This is a genomic window from Hymenobacter endophyticus (assembly GCF_032464715.1).
GTDB lineage: Bacteria > Bacteroidota > Bacteroidia > Cytophagales > Hymenobacteraceae > Hymenobacter > Hymenobacter endophyticus.
The window spans coordinates 1-18728 of sequence record NZ_JAWDJT010000018.1 but is presented as its reverse complement, the minus strand read 5'-3'; the positions used below and the strand labels follow the sequence as shown (position 1 = coordinate 18728).

14 protein-coding genes are annotated in these 18728 nt (G+C 61.4%); 8 read left to right on the top strand and 6 right to left on the bottom strand.

Translation table 11 applies throughout. The features are described 5' to 3' along the window. Positions 1-66 precede the first annotated feature (66 nt). Positions 67-213, top strand: a complete 147-nt coding sequence (locus ROI90_RS20080; RefSeq protein ID WP_316000072.1) for a hypothetical protein — start codon at positions 67-69, stop codon at positions 211-213. Between the two features lie 92 nt (positions 214-305). Here ROI90_RS20080 and ROI90_RS20075 read toward each other — a convergent pair whose 3' ends face one another. The 4 genes from ROI90_RS20075 to ROI90_RS20060 form a co-directional block, all read right to left on the bottom strand. After that, complete coding sequence (locus ROI90_RS20075) at positions 306-1709, bottom strand: RtcB family protein (protein ID WP_316000071.1); 1404 nt, start codon at positions 1707-1709, stop codon at positions 306-308. A gap of 1088 nt (positions 1710-2797) precedes the next feature. After that, positions 2798-4360, bottom strand: a complete 1563-nt coding sequence (locus ROI90_RS20070) for a TROVE domain-containing protein (RefSeq protein ID WP_316000070.1) — start codon at positions 4358-4360, stop codon at positions 2798-2800. Between the two features lie 165 nt (positions 4361-4525). After that, positions 4526-5815: a PcfJ domain-containing protein gene (locus ROI90_RS20065; protein ID WP_316000069.1), complete on the bottom strand. Its 1290-nt coding sequence runs from the start codon at positions 5813-5815 to the stop codon at positions 4526-4528. A gap of 1058 nt (positions 5816-6873) precedes the next feature. After that, complete coding sequence (locus tag ROI90_RS20060; RefSeq protein ID WP_316000068.1) at positions 6874-9522, bottom strand: sensor histidine kinase; 2649 nt, start codon at positions 9520-9522, stop codon at positions 6874-6876. A 253-nt stretch (positions 9523-9775) separates the two neighbouring features. Between ROI90_RS20060 and ROI90_RS20055 the strand changes: the two genes are divergently transcribed. The 5 genes from ROI90_RS20055 to ROI90_RS20035 all read left to right on the top strand — a co-directional run bounded on the left by ROI90_RS20055 (position 9776) and on the right by ROI90_RS20035 (position 14311). Continuing rightward, positions 9776-10228, top strand: a complete 453-nt coding sequence (locus ROI90_RS20055) for a hypothetical protein (protein WP_316000067.1) — start codon at positions 9776-9778, stop codon at positions 10226-10228. A gap of 117 nt (positions 10229-10345) precedes the next feature. Beyond that, positions 10346-11425 carry a sensor histidine kinase gene (locus tag ROI90_RS20050; protein WP_316000066.1) on the top strand — a complete coding sequence of 360 codons (1080 nt, stop codon included), beginning with the start codon at positions 10346-10348 and terminating at the stop codon, positions 11423-11425. Continuing rightward, positions 11400-12131 (top strand): LytR/AlgR family response regulator transcription factor, encoded by a 732-nt coding sequence (locus tag ROI90_RS20045; RefSeq protein WP_316000065.1) that lies wholly within the window; start codon positions 11400-11402, stop codon positions 12129-12131. The genes ROI90_RS20050 and ROI90_RS20045 overlap by 26 nt, the downstream gene beginning before the upstream one ends. Before the next feature lie 92 nt (positions 12132-12223). Then, positions 12224-13126: a histone deacetylase family protein gene (locus ROI90_RS20040; RefSeq protein WP_316000064.1), complete on the top strand. Its 903-nt coding sequence runs from the start codon at positions 12224-12226 to the stop codon at positions 13124-13126. A 174-nt stretch (positions 13127-13300) separates the two neighbouring features. Then, entirely contained in the window at positions 13301-14311 is a 1011-nt protein-coding gene (locus ROI90_RS20035) for a J domain-containing protein (protein WP_316000063.1), read from the top strand. Between the two features lie 92 nt (positions 14312-14403). Here the strand turns inward: ROI90_RS20035 and ROI90_RS20030 are convergent, their stop codons facing one another. Next, a complete protein-coding gene (locus ROI90_RS20030; RefSeq protein WP_316000062.1) occupies positions 14404-14778 on the bottom strand; it encodes a DoxX family protein in 375 nt (124 codons plus the stop codon). A 99-nt stretch (positions 14779-14877) separates the two neighbouring features. Beyond that, on the bottom strand, positions 14878-15756 hold the full coding sequence (locus ROI90_RS20025; protein WP_316000061.1) for an alpha/beta fold hydrolase: 879 nt from the start codon (positions 15754-15756) through the stop codon (positions 14878-14880). A gap of 134 nt (positions 15757-15890) precedes the next feature. Between ROI90_RS20025 and ROI90_RS20020 the strand changes: the two genes are divergently transcribed. Beyond that, the gene (locus ROI90_RS20020; protein WP_316000060.1) at positions 15891-16352 is read left to right on the top strand and encodes a hypothetical protein; all 462 of its coding nucleotides are present in this window, start codon (positions 15891-15893) and stop codon (positions 16350-16352) included. Between the two features lie 208 nt (positions 16353-16560). Continuing rightward, positions 16561-18285 (top strand): hypothetical protein, encoded by a 1725-nt coding sequence (locus ROI90_RS20015; RefSeq protein WP_316000059.1) that lies wholly within the window; start codon positions 16561-16563, stop codon positions 18283-18285. The last annotated feature ends 443 nt before the right edge of the window (positions 18286-18728 follow it).

The window sequence follows — 18728 nt, the reverse complement described above, 5'->3', positions numbered from 1 at the left end:
TATTGCCCTAGGCCCTCACATCGGCTGCAGGTTGTCAAAAATCTTCTATGCTACACTTCTCCTCGTATGGAAACGCCCGTTTCTGCTCCCAACCTGGCAACTACTGCGCTGGCGCTGTTGCTCCTCACTGATTTGCTGCCCGCTGCTGCCTCGGGTACCCCACAGGCAGCCAGCGCAACTGATGTTTACCGACACCGACGGCGGCGTTCCTAGTTTGGTCTTCAACTGTAAGAGCCAGCTCCTTTAACAGGAGCTGGCTCTTTGCGTGTGCTGGCTTTAAGAACGAAAGTCAAAACTACTGCGTGCTACACTCCGCCCTCCATGCGCACAATACGGGGCGTGAAGGAGCCTAACACATCCACCAGCTCGGTCTGGCTTTGCATTACCTGGCGGATGTCTTTGTAGGCCTGCGGAGCTTCGTCGAGGCCCCCACCCATGAGCTCTACGCCGTGCAGTTGCAGGTAGCGGCGCACTTCGGCCTCGCCTAATTCCTGCTTGGCCCGGGTGCGCGACATAAGCCGGCCGGCTCCGTGGGAGGCAGAGCTCAGGGAGCTTGCCTCACCCCTACCCCGTACAATAAAGCCGGGGGCCGTCATGGAGCCGGGAATGATACCGAGTACCCCCGCTCCGGCCGGGGTAGCGCCCTTGCGGTGCACCACCACTTCCTGTCCCGAGGCCAGCGTTTCTTTCCAGGCAAAATTGTGGTGATTCTCTACTTTACCCAGCGGCTTCTCACCCAGGGCTTTAGCCAGGCGCTGATGGATTTGGTGGTGGCAGGCGGAGGCGTAGTCACCGGCCAGGTTCATGGCGGCCCAGTATTCCTGACCGGCTTCCGTGTCGAGGTTCAGCCAGGCCAGGTGGCGGGCTTCGGCGGGGAGCTGGCAGGTGTCCTGGGCGAGCTTGGTGTAGTGGTTGGCAATGCTGGCCCCCAAGCCCCGGGAGCCGGAGTGCGAGAGTAAGCCCAGGTATTGCCCCACTGGCACGCCCAGCTCGTTGGTGGGGTCAGTAATGTCTACCACGCCCCACTCCACGAAGTGGTTGCCGCCGCCGGAGGAGCCAATCTGGGTAGCTGCCGTATCCAGCTTGTTGCGCAGAAACGGAATATCCTGAAACTCCGGGCGGCTTAGCACCGCGTGGTCCAGTCGCTGGCCGTGGCGAAATACGTCCCGCCCCCCGAATTTGGTGTATTCCAGCAGCAGCTTCCGCAGCTCTTGCACCCGTTGCTCCAGGTGTTTGGGTGGCAGCGGAAACACCGATAGGGCCATGCGGCAGCCAATGTCCACGCCTACCGCGTAGGGAATTACGGCGTTATCGGTGGCCAATACCCCGCCAATGGGCAGGCCATAGCCGTGGTGAGCATCGGGCATGAGCGCGCCGGCCACGGTAACGGGCAGTTTCATGGCAGTTTCCATCTGATGAATAGCACCCTGCTCGATATGCTCAGCCCCAAATACGGTGTAGTCTTTACGCTCGGCTAGGGCAATGTGGCGGCTGGGCGGGGGTAGTAGCGCGGCGGCCGTGTGGCTCCAGTCGAGGTGAGTTAGGTAGGTTTGCGGGTTAGCCAGCAGCTCCTTGAGCAAGGTCAGCTGGTCGGTTTGAGAAAGTTTTTTGAGGTGTTTGCGCTGTAGTTGGGCCAGCGCCAGCCCAATGGCTCGACCCTCCGGGAAACCCAGTTGGCGAAGGTCGTTGCCGCGTAATTGTGAGGCCATAACGGTAGATTCAGAAGAAGAAAAATAGATATTGGCAGGTACCGGCGCAACCGACAAACCGCGCAAGGCCGGTGCCGGAGCACCCTGGCGACGAGACAGGTCGAAGGAATGCGGCTTTACGGCAGCCGGAACCCACCAAAATCAGGAAGCACTGCAAGGGCAACTATGTGAACCGGCACTTTGCATCACCGAAGTAAGCCAGCTCTACGGCACCTTGCAGACACTCCCAACCAAAACCAGCAGTACCAAGCCGGAGCAACAGGCGGGCGGCCTCTATCCTGCTCTAACCAGCTGAGCTACACAGTAACCACTTGGCTACTGTGGCAGGACTTGAACCTGCGACCCGGGCAACCATAGTGCGAAGTATGACCACCCTACGGCATCCGGCTATAGTACTGCTAGTTTTTGGCAGCATGAGAGAAGGTAGCCGCTGGCCGGGTGTGCGGGCAGGGGCTTGCGTAATGGAGGCCAACCGGCGAAGGAGGCCAACTCAACGATACTTCTCTCCGAATTTCTGGTGCTACGGGGCAACTAGCGCCGGGCCAGTCCTGCTCTACCTATCTGAGCTACGGCACTGCCAGAAGGCAGTAACCGGCGGGAATCGAACCCGCGACCTGGGCGTTAAGAATGCGAAGTAAGCCACAGCTACGGCACCCGCAATACCAGAAAAACAAACAACGACTGCGCCTCCGACAGGAAGCAGGGCAACAAACGGCGGGCGTGTGCACCACGGCAGGGCCGCGGCGGGGACTCGAACCCCAACCCACAGCGTGGGCTTCTACCAGACGAAGGAACGCCTGCCTACGACACCTGCCTCCAAAGGCCGGAAAGCGTCAGTCGGGTTGGAATGGGCGGGCCACCGGGTGCGGCACCGGAGCCATTCCGGCCGGCGGATGCTGTTGTGTAGCAGCCGCCTTCCCAAAACGGATATTAGTTGAAGTGGAACATGGGGATGGCAAGGTTAAGAAGGTGGGACGCAACCCAGGAGTGGCACCGCTTTAATTGAGTGTCAAGGCCACTCCCGGGGCCGCGCTAATTTGTGTATCGGATAGGGCTTACCTAGCAATTGATGAGTAGCAATACAGCATTTATAGTTCTATCTGCTCGATTTCCGTAAGGGCCGAGCCACCGTTTTCCAGCGCCGTCAGCACGTCAAAAATCTTGTCCGACCACCCGGCAATGAGGTAAGCACCGTGTTCGGGGTGGGTCTGCACCGGGGTGGTACCGTGCCCGGCCAGGTCGAAGAAGTAGAGGCGGGCCTGCGGTGCCACCGTGCGGCGGTACTCGGCCCACTCCTTGGCTAGGCTGCTGCCGTTGAAATGGCTGTTCCAGAGTTGGCAGTCAGTGAAAATCATTACCTTCTCCACCACCTCACGGCGGCGGCGCAAGTCTTCGATTACCAGATAGCCATTGGTGCTGTAGCCCACTTCACCCTCGTGCTTGTACAACTCCTGCACGTTGCGCAGCACTTGCCCGCGGGGCAGGCCAATGCGCTTCCAGGTGTCGCCGAAAATGCCGGTTACCACGTTTTGGCAGCGGCTTTGCAGCAACATACCCAGCACCAGACCCACGTCGTAGAGCAGCACTCTGCTGCGGGCCGATACCGGCTGTTGCATGGAGCCCGACACGTCGCAGGCTACCACTACCCGGGATTCGGGGCCGAAGCCGGGCAGGTTGGCGGTACTGTGGCCGATGGCTGCTTCCAAGGCTTCCAGTACCGGCGCAGTAGGGTTCTGCCGCAGCCCCAGGGCGGCCAGCGTGGCGTTTACCAATCCAGCTTCCAGGACCTTGACCTCGCGGTACGCAGCCAGGAACCGAAAGGGCAACTGCTTGCTGCGGGCTACCTGCCGGGCATCGGCCAGCGTGGCGCACACCTGGGCCAGGGCTTCGGGAGGCACGCCGGCTTCCAGGATGTTGCGCAGGTTACGCAACAGGGCCATGTAGCCTAGCTTGCCGCTGCCAATCAGCTCCGTCCATTTGCGGCGAAATGCAGCGGCCCGCTCATCGGCCGTGGCAAAGGCCGCCTGCCCCAGCGCCGACAGCTCGGTTTCCCAGGTGTAGGGTGTGGGCAAGCTACCCGCTACCAGCTGGTCGAATAGGGCTTGGCGGGCGTCGTCCTGGGCACGGGGGTGCACCAGAAATAAGGCGTCACGCAGCCGCACTGCGCCGGCCCGGTCGTACTTGGCCAGTTGGTAGCCATCAAACTTGTTAAAGGCCAAGGCCAGCCCTTTCTGCACCTGCTTGGAAAGGCGGCCCAAGGTTTTGGGCCCTGAGCGGCCGTTGGCAGCAGCGTAGTAGGCCAACAGCTCCGTAATTTCGTCGGGGCGCTGCACCACCCGGGCTACCAGGCGGCTCACCAAGGCAGTACCCTGGTGTCGGCGGGCCAGCTCCACAGCCAGCACCAGCGGCACGGAACGCAGATACAGTTTTTCGCGGGCATACACGGCCAACTGGGCCACAAACAAGGGTTCATTCTGCGCAACCAAAACACGCAAACGGGCCAGGCGAGTGTCGGCTTTTTCGTAGAACTGGTTGCTGAGGCCGGCCGTGGCTACGGCCGCGTACAGCTCCAGGGCCGGCGTGAGGGCGTAGGCCGGAGCACCGGCGTGGTTGAGTACCGGCGTAGTAGGAAGTAATTGATTGAAACGCATAGGATGGGGAAGTAAGGCGCCAAGCAGCAGGCAGAACGGAGTTACCGGGGCGGGCGCGGCGGGGCCAGGGAGGACAGAAACAGTAAGTAATTGACGAAGGAGCGGATGTCGGTGGTCGTAGCCGCAGGGCGGGTAGTGTTGGAGTTGGCAGGCATACAGGTTCTGTTAGCAGGCCGTAGCGCCGATGCTGAGGCCGGCCGCCTCGGCCCATTGCCGAAGCCAGTGCAACTCCTGCTCGGTAGCCCGGCGGTTTTCCCGGCCCCTGATCTGCACCAGTTGGCGGTTGGCCCGCACTTCCAGGGTAAGAGCCCGGGCGCCATTGACCCGCAGCGAGAAAATACCGCAGCGGCCTCGCAGGCAAGAGTACACGTAAGAGGACACGCAGTGCTTCTGGGAGCTGCCTTCCTCTACTAAAGCCGCATAGCTGAGCAGCTGGGTAATCTGCACGCGGCCTGCTTCCAAGGAAGCATAGTTGGCCACCGGCAAACCGGCCCAGGTGGAGGTGAGAGCTACATTGTAGCCCCAATATTTCCGGGCCCGGTGGGTGCGGCGGTGCCACTGCCCGGCCTGGGCCAGCACTGCCTGCATACAGCGGCCTTTCAGCGAGAAGCCGGGGTGCGGAGGTTGTCCATTGGTACCCACAGTGCGCACCACTTCAATCCACTCGCACACCGGCCCCAGCTGCCAATAATCGACCATGGACGCCTCACGGAAAAACTCCACTACATTCAGCCAAAACGCATCCTGCGGGGTAATTTCACGGCCCAACGGCGTAACTAACAGTGGTGGCAGCAAGGCCAGGGCATTGGTGGCGGCCAGTTGGGCATAGCGCAGGGCCGGTACCAGCGTGTACGCGTAGGGGGCTTGGCGCATTTCGTGCTCCAGGCGGCGGCTCAACGGCACCGGCAGCCCAGGAAAGCTGCGCAACGACTTACCGCTGCCCACATGCACCGTGAGCAGGGCCATATCCACCCCGTGCTGGGTGAGCTGCCCGGTGGCCCAGGCTTCCAGTACCCACCCCGGCACATCCCCGAACCCATCGAACAGATGCCCCACCAGGCTGTAGAGTTGGCGGAACGCGTTGCGCCGGTGGGGGCGCCAGTCGGCTAGGTTGCGGCGGCGGTGCTGATACAGGCGGGTGAGGGCCGCCACGGCCGGCACCAGCTCAACGCGGGTAAGGATGTTGGTTCGGCATTTTACCAAGGCCCGCAGGGCACAGCGGGCCTGCTCCTGCTCGGCACTGCTGCGGCCATGTAGGCAGTGGCAGTACAGTAAGGCCGCTACGGCATCGGGCTCCAGGCCAGCATGCACTTCGGCCACGCTGGCGCGGGTACAGATGAATTCTATCTGGCGAGCTAGGGGCCATTTGTGGCCGGCAGGACGATTGGCCAGCACGGCAGCCACGCGCCGGGTGGTTTGCACCTCGACTGAGAGAGGCTTGTTTCGGTTGGACATCGGGAGGTGCCGCCTTGCGTGAAAGCAGCCGATGAAAAGGATGTGCCGCGGGGGCAGCTAATTAATTTCCAGGTCATATTTCTTGGGTGTAAAGGCGCACGTATCCGGCCTGATTATTTTGCAATAATCAGCGCTAATTAAACCGAAATAATTGAGCAATATTTTTCTGCCAGCGCAAATAATTTACGCTGCAGACACGCAGAAATAATAGGTAGCAATTACGCTTTCAACGCTCCTGCACCGGCAGAATTACTTGCATGAATAAGCGTATCGGCTTGTGGCGAAAGGAACCGTGCGACCCTGGGCAGCAAGCAGCCGCCGGAGGTTGGACGAAGGGGTAAGGAAGAGGAACATGGCAGTAAAAGGATAAAAGCGGAGAAAAATAAAACAAAACGCCCGAATCTGGAGGGATTCGGGCGTTTGCGTAAGATGATATCAGGTAGTTACCCTCATCTGTGAGCATGCGCGCCGAACCCCGGCTGAATCTTCCGATCCAGGCCACTGAGCATTGGCTGATATTGATTGAAATGGAGGCGCATGACAGAGAGAGGTTGGGCGTTCGAAGGTTGCTTTGGTGCTTGTGAACGTGACAAAGGTAGAAAGGTTATTTTATTAAAGTCAATACTCACGTAAATATTTTTTAAATATTTTTTACAAATCAAAACACCCAGTCATTTGCTTGTACTACATCTTTATGTACACGCCTACTCGCACCCCCTAACATTTTATTATGCACCGTTGTATTTCGTGGGTAATCACTAACACAACCAACAGGTAGTACAGCATATGCGGGCTACAAATACATATTATAGTAGCTTCACGAACGATGCAACGACGGTGTAGAGGCGCATACTTGCATCTCCCCTTTGGACGATAATCGGGCACGCGGCCCGGACGAGACGCAAGTATGCGTCTCTACACCGTTCCGGAAATTGCTCTATCTATACGTATCCAGCACAATGCCACTGCCGCGCAATTAACACGGCCAACCCAGCCGGGCACGAGTAGCGCGCCACGAGCCCAAGCGGCGTATAACCTGAAGGAGGTGCCGGCTAACGCTAAAGAATGGGCAAGCCGGTAAGCGGAATGTGCAACTGCACCCGGGCACCGCCCTGCTCACTTACACCAACTGTCATGGTGCCGCCTAGCAAGGCCACCTGGTTTCGGATGCTGCGCAAGCCCAGGCCAGTACTCTGGGTTGGGTCAGTAATAAAGCCGCCGCCGTTGTCCTCAGCCCGCAGCAGAACCTCCTCGGCAGTAGCTTCCAGCCATACCAGGGCCTGGGTAGCACCCTGCGCATGTTTTACGATGTTCTGGGCCAGCTCCTGGGCCATGCGGTACAAGGCCAGTTGCAACGCTCCTGAGAGTTTGTGCTGCGCATCGGCCAGCATGCTCCGGCAATCCAGCCGCAGCCGGGGGCTGCTGAGCTTATGGCAGATATCCAGGAAAGCAGTGCTGAGCCCAAACGATTCCAAAATGTGCGGCACCAACTCGTGCGACAGGTCCCGGATTTGACGGATGGCTTCTCCCAACAGCTGGCTTGACTCCCGGTACGCCACTGCGGCGTCTGGGGTGAGGTGGCTGATGTGGGGGGAAAGCTGCTCCAGGCGGAGTTTTGTGGCATATAATATCTGCCCTACCCCGTTGTGCAGCCCTTCGGCCACACGGCGGCGCTCCACCTCCCGGGCCTGCTGCACGGCCGCAAACAACCCTTGCTGCTGCGTTAGGCGCAAGCGCAGGTTTTCCTGCTCCAGCTGTTGCCGCTCACTGATATCCACGTCCATGCCCACGAGGCGGGCCGGCCGGCCCTCGGCATCCGCTACCAGTATGGCTTTTACCCGAACGGTTTTCTCTCCCCCATGCAGCCGGAGCCGCAGGGTTTCATCCAGCCCGGTGCTACCAGCCAGCAGTTGCTCCACCAGCTTCTCGGCGGCGGCGTATGATTCGGGCACGGCGTACTTGAGGTAGATGAGGGGCGTGACGGGGTCGTTACCCGGAGCCCGATGGTAGAGCCGGTGCATGCCCGCCGACCATTGCATGCGCTGATCGGCCAAATGGTATTCCCAGCTACCCATCAGGGATACTTCCTCGGCCTGCTGTAGCAGCTGCAGGCTGTAGGCCTGCTCCTGCTCATAGGTTCTGCGGTCCGTAATATTTTCGGCCATTACCACCAGGCCATCCTGCAGCTTAACGGCTATTATCCGGAACCACTGGTTGATATCCTCATGGCCGTAGAACAGCTCTACATCAACCCGCTGACCGGACTCTACCACCTCCTGAAAACGCTGAAACAGGACTGTCTGCCGAATACCCGGATGCACGCTGGTGTAGCTGGTGCCCGGGTCGTTGGCGCCGTTGTTATAGAGCCGGGAAATCTGGTTGGACAGCACGTACTCAAAGTCAATAATCTCATGCTGAGCGTCACGCACGGCTTTCAGCACCGTTACGGAGTTGACGCTGGCCTCGAACACTGAGCGCAGCAGCTCCTGGCTTTCTTTCAGATCCTGGGTGCGCTCGGCCACCTGCCGCTCCAGCTGCAGCTTGTGTTCGGCTATGGCCTCGGCCACCAGCCGGCGCTCATGAACATCGGTGGCAGCCCCTACCCACTGCAAAATCTGGCCCTGTTGCTGCGTGAAGGGCATTACCCGCACCTGAAACCACCGATACTCGCCGGAGGCGCTCCGGATGCGGTGCTCCAGGTGCAGGGGCCGGCCAGCATCAACGGCCGCCTGAAATTGCCGGTGCGACTGTTCCCGGTCGTCGGGGTGAATGACGTTGGTCCAGCCGTAGCCCAGTACCTCTTCCAGGGTTTGGCCCGTGTACTCCAGCCAGCGCTGGTTGCACCAATCGGTGGCCCCCTGGGGGGCATTGGTCCAGAGCAGGTCGGGCACGAGGTTGGCTACCACCCGGAAATGCTCCTCCGACTGGCGCAAGGCATCCTCTGCCCGTTTGCGGGCCGTATCGTCGCGGAACAGAACGGCCACGTAGCGCTGGGCAGGCTCTCCAACCCGGAAGGCCAGCACATTAAACCAGCGGTGCAGCTCAGCGGCCCGCTGCTCAAACCGCAGAGGCTCTCCGGTGAGGGCCACATGGCCGTACGTATCAAACCAGTGCTGCTCCAGGGCGGGAGCCAGCTCACTCACGCAGCGGCCCACCACATTCTGCAGCCCTGTCTGACGCTCAAAAACCGGGTTGGTGCTCAGAAAACGATAGTCGAAGGGGCGGTTTTGGTGGTCGAACAGCATCTCAATCACGCAGAACCCCTCGTCAATGGCATGAAAAAAAGCTTGGTGAGCCGCCAAATTCGCGCTGAACGTGGCCTCTGCTGGCTGGGCGGCCAGCTCCCGGGCAGGAGGTGCCACGGGCTGCCAGTGTATTACGCAGTGTGCTGGCTGGCGCTGGCTGACCAACGTGACCCATTGGTGGTGCCGGGGCAGAAAGTAGGTAGCTGAAGCCGTTGGAGCCTGCTGGGGTAGTTGCCGAAGGGCCGCGTGCAGCTCCGGCGGCAGGGTGGCAGCGGGAGCATCAACAATACGCTGACCCACCAATTGCCCGGCCGGCAGCCCCCACCACGTAGCCGCCTGCTGGTTCAGGCGCCGGATGCGGCCCTCCTCATCCAGCACCACCAGGCCACTGGGCAGCGTATCCAGAAGCCAGTCGGCGGTAACAGCGGCGGCAGGAAGTGAGGAGCAAGCGGAATCAGGCATGGCACTACATGAAATAGGGTACAAGGTACGCAGCCTCAGACGTGAAGGATTGCCAAAAGCGGCGCGCGCTCCGTCCCTGCTGGCGGCGGGCACGACGTGGTTGAGGTGCTCCGTTGATTCAGGCGGGTTGGCGCGTCGAGGAAACAACGGGGTTGGCAGATATTTTTCGCCGGCCCGAAAACGGAGTAATACGTTTGTCGTGTTGCCTCACCACGCCGCCTAAGTATGCGGCACTCATTTTCTCCTCGCTCTTATGAAAAAGCTGCTGATTGCCTCCTTCCTGCTGGGCGCTCTGGCCGCCGCGCCCCAGGCGCGGGCCCAAACCGAACCCGTACAAAAGGTAAAAGCTAAGAAGGATAAAGCCCCGGCAAAAACCGCCGAAGCCGGCAAACCCCATGGCACAAGCCGCGGCGGCCGGGGCCCCGGCAACCACCTGGCCGAAATGACGAAAGAGCTGAACCTCACGCCCGAGCAGCAAACCAAAGTAGCCGCCCTTCAGCAGGCGCAGCAGCAGCAACTGCAGGCCCAACGCGCCAGCAACCAGGGCGAGGACCGGGCCGCCAGGCAGCAGCAACTGCAGGCCCAGCGCGCCGCCACCGATGCCAAGCTGAAGGAGGTGCTTACCGCCGAGCAGTACCAGCAATACCAGACCCGGCAGCAGCAGCGGCCCCAGCGCACGGGCCCGCCCGCCGGCGGCAACCGCTAAACCCAACCGTCGCCCCCCTTCGAGTACGCACCGCCCTCTTGCCACCCGGCGCATGGCGGCGCGGGCCTGGGGCCGTAACCGGCCATTTCCGTACTTGCATCCTCCATTTTCTTTCGCATGGCCTTTTCCGTTTCCCGAGTAAGCCGCCAGCAGGTGTTGCGCGTGATTGTGCACGTGGCCGCGTGGGTGGCCGTGGGGGCCGTGCCGCGCCTGCTCTCCGAAAACCCGCCCCCGCTACGCCTGCGCGACGTGATGCTGCCGCTTACCGTAGCTGGGTATTTTTACCTGAACTACTACGTGCTGGTGCCCCGGCTTTTCGCCCGCCGCAGGTTTGGATGGTACTTTCTGGCGGCCGCCGGGCTGCTGGCCCTGGTATACCTGCCCATGCTGCTGCGCATGGCGGGTTTGCTGGGCCACCACGCGCCCATGCACCACCCGCCTTTTCCGCCGCCGGGCGGCATGCATTACTCCCGGCCCCCGCAGGGCCTGTGGCTGATTGGAGTGCTGGCCTGGATTATCAGCACGGGCTTGCGCATTACGGAGGAGTGGTTTGATACGGAACGGGCCCGCCAGGACCTGGCCAACAAGCAGCTCACGGCCGAGCTGGCGTTTCTCAAGTCGCAAGTGAGCCCGCACTTCCTGTTCAACACGCTCAACAACATCTATTCCCTGGCCCACCTCAAGTCCGACGACACGCCGGAGGCCATCCTCAAACTCTCCCAACTGATGCGCTACATGCTGTATGAGTCGGAGGCGGCGCGGGTACCGTTGCTGCGGGAGGTGGAGTACCTGCGCAACTACATAGACCTGCAGCGCCTGCGCCTGGATACTGAGCAGGTACACATTCAGTTTGAGGTAGATGGGCAGCTGGATGGGGCCCTGATTGAGCCCATGCTCCTGATTCCCTTCGTGGAAAATGCCTTCAAACACGGGGTAAGTGGCCGCCATTTCTCGCGCATTGCCGTTGATATTCTGGTGCGGGAAGGCCAGTTGCTGTTTCGGGTGCAGAACTCCCGCTTTGCCCCTACCGGCGCCCACGACCCCAACTCGGGCATTGGCCTGCCCAACGTGCGCCAGCGCCTGCACCTGCTTTACCCCGATGGCCGCCACCAGTTGCAGGTGGAAGAAAACGCCGACGAATTTATCATTGACCTAACCCTGACTCTTGCCTATGCTCCGGTGCCTGCTCGTGGATGATGAACCCCTGGCCCTGCGCCTGCTCAGCTCCTACGTGGAGCGCGTGCCCTTTCTGGAGCTGGTGGGCACCTGCCGCAGTGCCCTAGATGCCCTCACGGTACTGCAACGCGAAGCGGTGGACGTGCTGTTTCTGGATATTCAGATGCCCGACCTCACGGGCGTGGAATTCGTGCGCAGCATGCAGCCCCAGGCCCTGGTTATCTTCACTACGGCTTACGAGAACTACGCCCTGGAGGGCTTCAACCTCAACGCCCTGGATTACTTGGTAAAGCCCATTGCCTTTGAGCGGTTTCTGCAGGCGGCCCAGAAAGCCCAGGACCGCCTGGCCCCGCGTCAGCCCGAGCCGGCTGCTGCCCCCGCGCCGGCCCCCGCCCACTCCACGGCCGACGACTACATCTTCGTGAAGGCCGATTACCACACCCAGCGCCTGAACCTGCGCGACATCCGCTACCTGGAGGGCCTCAAGGACTACATCAAGATTTACGCCGGCGCCCGCCCCATCCTCACCCTCAACTCCCTCAAGGCCTTCGAGGACCGCCTGCCCAGCCCCGATTTTGTGCGCGTACACCGCTCCTACATTGTATCCCTGGCCCACATCGACTCCATCCGCAAAAACCGCATCTACATGGGCGAGGCCATCATTCCCATCGGCGAATCCTACGCCGATGCCTTCTTCAAGCTGATTGAGGAGCGGAATATGCACTAGGGCGCGGGGCGCGGCCAGCACACGAATGGAAGCTGCAGTGCGCCGCGGGTTTCCCAACCTGCCGGGGAGCCGCTGCGTTGAGCCGAAACCCTATGCCCTGCCTCGCCTCCTCCGCCCGCTATAGCATCAGCCTGCCCAACGGCCACCGCTTCCCCATTGCCAAGTACGCCCTCATTCAGGAGCAGCTCCTCTGGCAGGGCATTGCTGCCCCCGCCGACTTCTACGACCCTGGCTTTGCCGCCGAAGAGGATGTGCTGCGCGTACACTCCCCCGACTACTGGCACCGGGTGCGCGACCTGCAGCTTTCGGCCGCCGAAGTGCGCCGTCTAGGCTTGCCGCAGAGCCCCGAGCTGGTGCGCCGCTCCCTGAGCAGCGTGGCCGGCACCGTAGAATCGGCGAAGCGGGCTTTGCGGGATGGTATTGGGCTGAGCTTAGCTGGCGGCACTCACCACGCTTTCCGGGACCGGGGCGAGGGGTTTTGCGTGCTCAATGACATTGCCGTGGCCGCTGCCCATTTGCTGCACCACGGCCTAGCCCGGCAAGTGCTGGTGGTGGATCTGGATGTGCACCAGGGCGACGGTACGGCCAGCATTTTCCACGATGAGCCCCGCGTGTTCACTTTCAGTATGCACGCCGGGGCCAACTACCCCTTGCGCAAAGAGCAGTCGGATCTGGATGTGGCCCTGGACCTGGGTACCGATGATGCAACGTATCTGCGTATTTTACAGGATACACTACCGCAGCTGCTGGCCGAAGTGCAGCCCGATTTCATCTTTTACCAGGCCGGGGTAGATGTGCTGGCTACCGATAAGCTGGGCAAGCTGGCCCTTAGCCAAGCCGGCTGCCGCCAGCGCGACGAGTACGTGCTGGACCTCTGCCGCCAGCACCAACTGCCCGTGGCAGTAAGCATGGGTGGGGGCTACTCCGAGCAGCTCCGCGACATTGTGGACGCGCACTGCAACACGTTTCGGGTGGCATATGAGCTATTTGGGTGAATGGATGGGCGAATAGGTGGATGGAGAAACGGTCATCTTGAGCGGAGCGAAGGACCTTACCACGTTAGAACAAGTCGTTCGGTAGAAACTCAGACCTGATAAGGTTCTTCGCTCCGCTCAAGATGACAGACGTATCTACCCATCCACCCATCCAGCAACCCTACCTTTGCCGGTATGAACCTGCACAACCCCCTCACCGACCTGCCCGCTGCCAACCAGCTTCCCACCCCAGCCCCCGCCGAGGCACCGGGCACACCGGCTCAGCGGGCGTTCCGGGAGGCCGTAGCCCAGGTGGAAGGGCTGCGCCAGCGGCTGCAGGAGCTACGGCAGGAGCAGGCAGAGGCGCGCCGCCGCTACTGGCAGCAGGTAGGGCCGGCCGCCCAAGTGGTGGTACAAGCCCGGGAAGCACTGTTTGCTCCGCTGGAAGAAGCCTTGCTGCTGGGGTATTTCAGCCGCCTGGAAGAGCAGCAGATTACCGGCTTTATTGTGGGTAACGCCCGGGCCCTGCAGGATCGGTTCGGGGAAGATGCCTCGGCGGTGCTGCGCAAGTATGCCCCGCGCCGCCGCGTGGATGAAGTAGATGAAACCCCTTCTTCGGCCGCGCCGGCCGAACCCGTGGACTCTTCCCTGCCGCCCCACGAGCAAGCCGCCGCTGCGGCCCGGGCCCGCCGCAAAACCAAGCAGCAGAAAGCGGAGGAAGCCGTTGCCCAGGCTACCCGCGCCGCCGAGCAGCAGCTACTCAGCAACACCAAAGACCTGTACCGCCAACTGGCCCGCGCCCACCACCCCGACCTGGCCCGCGACGAAGCCACCCAGCAGCACCGCACCCAGCTGATGCAGCGCATCACGGAGGCCTACGAAACCAACGACCTATACACCCTGCTCCAGCTCCTGTCGGATACCACCCCAACTTCTGCCACCGACGAAAACGTACTCGCCCGGTACACCCAAGCTTTGCATCAGCAGCAAACGGAGCTTAAGCAGCAGCTGAATGAGCTCAAGTACGGCGAAAATGGCTTCAGCGGCAGCACTGGCAAAAAGCGGGAGCAGGAAATCCGCCAGCTTAAGCGCCACCTTCGGGCCGAAGCCGAGTACCTCCAGCACGTTTTCACCCTGATGCAGGAGCCAGCTGGTTTGCGGGAGATATTGCGCCAGTTGGCCGCCGAGGGGCACACTACCCTATAGCCGTTCCCCTATTACAGCAGCTGCGGCCCGCTTACGGGCACGCACGCTCCCAAACAGGCCGCAACTTGGATAGCCTACTAACTGGCCGGCGCTTACAGCTGCTGGGAAGCCGGGGCCGGGCGGCGCAGCCACAGTACCACGCCCAGCAGCAGCAGTAACACCAGGGCCGGCATTCCGCCCGCTATACCACCCGGTATTTTGGTGGCGTGCATCACTACGGCTCCAATCATGATAATGATGAGACCCAACGCGGCCGGCCGCACCAGGCGCGGCACCAGCAGTCCAATGCCCCCCAGCACTTCGCCAATGGCCACTACGTAGGCAAGCACTCCGGGTAAGCCCAGTTGCCCGAACATATTCACGGTGCCGGGTAAATCCAGGAGTTTTTTACCGCCGGATGCCAGGAAAGCCAAAGCCAGCAGGCCTTGCAGAATCCAGGCAATGATGTTGCGGGTAGAAGCGGACATAAGCAGGAAAGGCTGGAAGTGGAGTGAGCCGGTGAATGTACGATTCCCTCCGAACTTGTTCCTATCCCCAGCCCGTTACTCTTCCGCACCCAGCACCGGTTACCCCAAAAAATCCACCACCTGCCGCAGCACGGCCGGGTCGCGCATGATCTGGTTGTGGCCCAAACCAGCAGTGGCCCGAAAATCGAGGCCGGGCCAGTTGGCGGCAATTTCCGCTGCTTCCGCGAAGGGAATACTGGCATCGTCGTGGTCATGCAGCAACAGGGCGCAATCGGCTGGAAACCGGTAGCCCACCTGAATCAGGCTGAAGCTCTCGGCGTCGCGGCCGTGCTGCTCCTGCACGTACCGGTTCAGGCGCGCTACCACGGCCGGCGGCAGCCGCAGCAGCTCGGCGAAACGCCGGGCCACCGCCGCTGTGCTACCCGGCACCGCCAGCAGCACCAGGCGCGGCAGCCGGCCGGTGTGCGCCTGGTTGAACTGCACCGGCACGCCCACCGTAGCTGCCCCACCCAGCGAATGCGCCACCACCGCGTACACCTCGCCCACCACATCGGCCACGGCCTGCACGGCACGGGCAAAGTTGGGCAACGTGGTGCGCCGGCCCTCAGAGGCCCCATGCGCGGGCCCATCCAGAGCTACTACCCGGAAACCGGCCGTTACCAGTTCCCGGGCCAGTACGCCCCAAAAGCTGGCCCGGTGCTCCCAGCCGTGTACCAGCAGCACCGTGCGCCGGCCCACCGGGTTCCACTCGTAGGCGGTTACCGAGCCCGTTTTGGTAGCTACCGTGAATGAGCGGGCCGTGGCCAGCGCCGCCGCTTCCCAGTGCTTTTCGGGGAGCCGCCGGGGTGTGGTAAATAGCTTCCAGGCTGCTCCAAATGCTAATTCCGTGGAAACGGCCGCCAGCAGCCGGAACTTGAGTTGCAGCAGCTTGACACCCGGGGGCAAAGTGGTAACCGGGGGAGGGGAAATAGTAGGCATGCCGCAAATATCCGCGTCTGGCCCCAGAAACTGGCAACCCACCCGAAATAGCCCGTTTCTGGCAGCTGGACAATCCGGCGGAGCCAAGCTTACGTAGGTTCGGGCCCGCCGCCCAATCAGGCCGGCAGTGTCTTATGCTGCTTACCCTTTCCGATATCCGGGCTCAGTTTGACCCGGAAGCTGGCTTGCTTCGTTTTCAGTGGGCTGCTTCGGCAGGCCGCCGCCGCTTCCAGCGCAGCATGAGCAGCGTGGCCCAACTGCTGGAGCAAGGGGATATTTCGGTTGTACTTCTGGATCTGCACGGCCTGCCCAGCCTGGGGCTGGATGAGCAGCTGTGGCTGGCCGCCAACTGGCTGAGCCGGGTTTCGGTGCGGGCTATTGAGCAAGTAGCCCTGGTTATTCCGCCCGATACGGTGTATAACCAGATGGTAGTAGAAAGCCTTATCCGGGCCGGCCGCCACTTCATGCGCTACGAAATCCAGTTTTTCAGCAACGCGGCCGAAGCCCTCGACTGGCTGGTGGGGGAGCAGAACCCGGCCGCCCAGGTGGCCCTGGAGCAGGAGTGGCAACTGGGGCCCATAGCCGTGCCGGAATAAGCTTGTTTTACCTGGCCCCCACCACCCGCCCCCGCCCTACATACTGAACTACTCACGGCATAGGGCCCAAATGTACCGACTTCTCTACCTTTGCCCGGCTGCCTGGCCGTTGCCGGCTCCGGCGCAGCGCGGCTTCTAGTGGCATCATCCTGTGGGACGTTCCGCTGCAAGCCGCCTTTTCAACCGCCATTTCGTGAACCTCAATAGTATGGATACTTCTTCCTTCTCCATCCCCGCCATGACCGTGCAGCTGGGCCAGTACCAGGCAGCCGTTTCGGCCAAACTTGCCGATTTCAACGCTCGTAACTTCACCGCCGGCTTCTGGCAGAAACAGGCCGACCTGTGGGTGCAGGACGCCGAAGCTCAGCAGAGTCTGCGCAGCTTTATGGGCTGGCTGCGGGTGGCCGAAACGATGCTGCCCCGAGTTGGTGAAATTGAGGAATTTGCCCAGGAAGTGCGGGCCGCCAGCTTCAAGCACGTAGTTGTAATGGGCATGGGCGGCAGCACCATGACGCCCATTGTGTTTAAGCAGGCTTTTGAAAAAAGCGCCAACGGCCTGCCCCTGCTCGTGCTGGATACTACCAACCCCGGCTCGGTGCGCGAGATTGAAGAAGCCGTGTCCTTGCCCGAAACCCTGTTTGTGGTGGCCAGCAAATCGGGCACTACGGCTGAGCCCCTGGCTTTCGGCGACTACTTTTACGCCCGCCTGAAAGAGTTGAAAGGCGATAAAGCCGGTGAGAACTTCGTGGCCATTACCGACCCGGGCTCCAAGTTCGTGACCCAGGCTACCAACGAGGGTTACCGCCGCATTTTCCTGAATTTTGCCGAGGTGGGCGGCCGTTTTTCGGCCCTCTCCTACTTCGGGCTGGTACCGGCCGCGCTGTACGGCATCAACATCAAAACCCTGCTGGAGCGCGCTATTGAGATGATGCGCGCCACCGGCTCGGAGGGCGACGTGGCCCAGAACCCCGGCCTGGAGCTGGGCGTGGCCCTGGGCGTGCTGGCCCAGCAGGGCCGCGACAAGCTCACGCTGGTAGTCCCCGCAAACCTCACCGACCTGGGCCTGTGGCTGGAGCAGCTTATTGCCGAAAGCACGGGCAAAGAAGACAAGGGCATTCTGCCCGTAGCCGGCGACCCGCTGGGCACCCCCGAGGTGTACGGCCAGGACCGCGTGTTTGTGTACGTGGGCTACGAAAACCAGCCGGATGAGGAAAACCGCCGTAAAGTAGCTGCCCTGCAGGCCGCCGGCCACCCCGTGGTATCCATCCTGATGCGTGATGCGCTGGACCTGGGCGCCGAGTTTTTCCGCTGGGAAGTAGCTACGGCCGTAGCCAGTGCGGTGCTCGAAATCAACCCCTTCGATCAGCCCAACGTGCAGGCCGCCAAAACCGCCACCGACCAGCTGATGAAGGTGGTGGTAGAGCGGGGCTCCTTGCCCCAGACCAGCGCCCCGGTGCTGGAAGAAAATGGCCTCAGCTACTACACCAGCGTAACTGGCCACAGCGGCGTGGAAGTTCTGAAAGCCTTTTTCGAGCAGGCCGGCCCCGACAATTTCCTCTGCATTCAGGCCTACCTGATGGAAACCCCGGCCCTGAACACGGACCTGGATGAGCTGCGCCAGCTGGTGCAGCAGCGTCTGCACATTGCCACGGCCTCCGGCTACGGCCCCCGCTTCCTGCACTCTACCGGCCAGTACCACAAGGGCGGCCCTAACACTGGCCTGTTCCTGCAGCTCACCACCGACCATGCCCAGGACCTGGCCCTGCCCGGCCGACCCTACACCTTTGGCACCTTCCAGAACGCCCAAGCTGCCGGCGACCTAGAGGCCCTGCACAATTACAACCGCCGCACTCTGCGCGTACACCTCGGCACAGTAGGCGAAGAAGCCGGCGTGGCTCAGCTGCTGCAAGACCTGAAGAAAGCGTTGGCGTAACCGCTCACCTACACTTACACGAAGCCCCGACCAACTGGCTGGTCGGGGTTTCGTGTTTTTAGGCGTTCGGCTCAGCGTTGGTGGCCCACATAGACCTTGTAAGAACTGCCGCGCCAGCTTTTGTCTGTTTTGTCCGTCTTCTCAATAATCTGGGCCCGGTACGAAGGGCCCACGTATACAATATGGTTGACCCGGTAATTCCCTTCCCGGGTGGTAAACATCCGCTCAAAAACCATACGGTAGCGGGTTTTTTATTTCACGTTTCATTACCTCTACGGCGGCTTTTTTATAGGTCTGATACCCAACCACCCGGGAGCAGTTTGAGGTGGTCTAGGCATGACGGACAGAAGAAGGACGTATATTTCTTCTGTCATGGCAGCAAAAACCAGCGGGGCGTCGCCCGATAAACGGCGCAAGTACGACGAGGCGTTTAAGGCGGAGGC

Bases quoted from the DNA above. Each gene is read 5' to 3' on its own strand.
- ROI90_RS20025 (WP_316000061.1), bottom strand. From the start codon at position 15,756: ATGCCTACTATTTCCCCTCCCCCGGTTACCACTTTGCCCCCGGGTGTC.
- ROI90_RS20045 (WP_316000065.1), top strand. From the start codon at position 11,400: ATGCTCCGGTGCCTGCTCGTGGATGATGAACCCCTGGCCCTGCGCCTG.
- ROI90_RS20050 (WP_316000066.1), top strand. From the start codon at position 10,346: ATGGCCTTTTCCGTTTCCCGAGTAAGCCGCCAGCAGGTGTTGCGCGTG.
- ROI90_RS20065 (WP_316000069.1), bottom strand. From the start codon at position 5,815: ATGTCCAACCGAAACAAGCCTCTCTCAGTCGAGGTGCAAACCACCCGG.
- ROI90_RS20020 (WP_316000060.1), top strand. From the start codon at position 15,891: ATGCTGCTTACCCTTTCCGATATCCGGGCTCAGTTTGACCCGGAAGCT.
- ROI90_RS20070 (WP_316000070.1), bottom strand. From the start codon at position 4,360: ATGCGTTTCAATCAATTACTTCCTACTACGCCGGTACTCAACCACGCC.
- ROI90_RS20035 (WP_316000063.1), top strand. From the start codon at position 13,301: ATGAACCTGCACAACCCCCTCACCGACCTGCCCGCTGCCAACCAGCTT.
- ROI90_RS20030 (WP_316000062.1), bottom strand. From the start codon at position 14,778: ATGTCCGCTTCTACCCGCAACATCATTGCCTGGATTCTGCAAGGCCTG.
- ROI90_RS20015 (WP_316000059.1), top strand. From the start codon at position 16,561: ATGGATACTTCTTCCTTCTCCATCCCCGCCATGACCGTGCAGCTGGGC.
- ROI90_RS20080 (WP_316000072.1), top strand. From the start codon at position 67: ATGGAAACGCCCGTTTCTGCTCCCAACCTGGCAACTACTGCGCTGGCG.
- ROI90_RS20075 (WP_316000071.1), bottom strand. From the start codon at position 1,709: ATGGCCTCACAATTACGCGGCAACGACCTTCGCCAACTGGGTTTCCCG.
- ROI90_RS20060 (WP_316000068.1), bottom strand. From the start codon at position 9,522: ATGCCTGATTCCGCTTGCTCCTCACTTCCTGCCGCCGCTGTTACCGCC.
- ROI90_RS20040 (WP_316000064.1), top strand. From the start codon at position 12,224: ATGCCCTGCCTCGCCTCCTCCGCCCGCTATAGCATCAGCCTGCCCAAC.
- ROI90_RS20055 (WP_316000067.1), top strand. From the start codon at position 9,776: ATGAAAAAGCTGCTGATTGCCTCCTTCCTGCTGGGCGCTCTGGCCGCC.